Origin of the sequence: Myxococcus vastator (genome assembly GCF_010894475.1) — a bacterium.
Taxonomy (GTDB): Bacteria; Myxococcota; Myxococcia; order Myxococcales; family Myxococcaceae; genus Myxococcus; species Myxococcus vastator.
In genome coordinates, this window is the sequence record NZ_JAAIYB010000935.1 from 1 (window position 1) to 651 (window position 651).

1 pseudogene is annotated in these 651 nt (G+C 75.3%); it reads right to left on the reverse strand.

What is annotated here, in order from left to right:
• Positions 1–651 (reverse strand): annotated as a pseudogene (locus tag G4D87_RS38425) (hypothetical protein); the annotation flags it as partial.

The window sequence follows — 651 nt, forward strand, 5'->3', positions numbered from 1 at the left end:
CCGCCAGCGCCGTGAGCGCCACGCCCCCGCCCCCCTGGGGCTGACCCACGGACAGGGCGGATTCGGCCAGTCCGTCGTGGGAGTACGTCACCACCACCGCGCCAGCGCCGGTGACGCCGTTGCCGAAGTCCGTACCGCCCGGCGCGTTGAAGGCCGCCAGCGTCCGTCCCTGGGCGTCCACCGCCAGGTCCGCCACCGCGAGGCCGGTGCCCGCGGGGGTGTTCGTCCACAGGACGTTGCCGTCCGCGTCCATCCGGACCACGAAGGTGCCGTCCCCCAGCTTGTGGCCGAGGAGGTCCAGCACGCCCTCCGTGGTGCCGGCGATGACGATGCCACCCGCCGGGTCCGCGGCGATGCGGCCCCGGACGAACGCGCGCAGCTCCGGTGGCGCCTCCGGGGCCCTCACGTCGAAGGCCTTCTGCCAGCGCGTCTCACCCGTGGGCGCGCGCCGCGTCAGCACCAGCTTCGCGCGGTCATCCGTGGGCTGCAGGCTGTCCAGGTCATCGATGTCATGAAGCGACAGCGTGAGGAGGTCGCCGCTGGCCTCCACCGCCGCGCCCAGCGCCAGGTCGTCCTGGGGCGTGCCCTCGCGCTGCAGCCACACCGTGCTGCCCGGCCCCAGGGGTAGCGGTGGCGGGCGCGGGGGTGGCG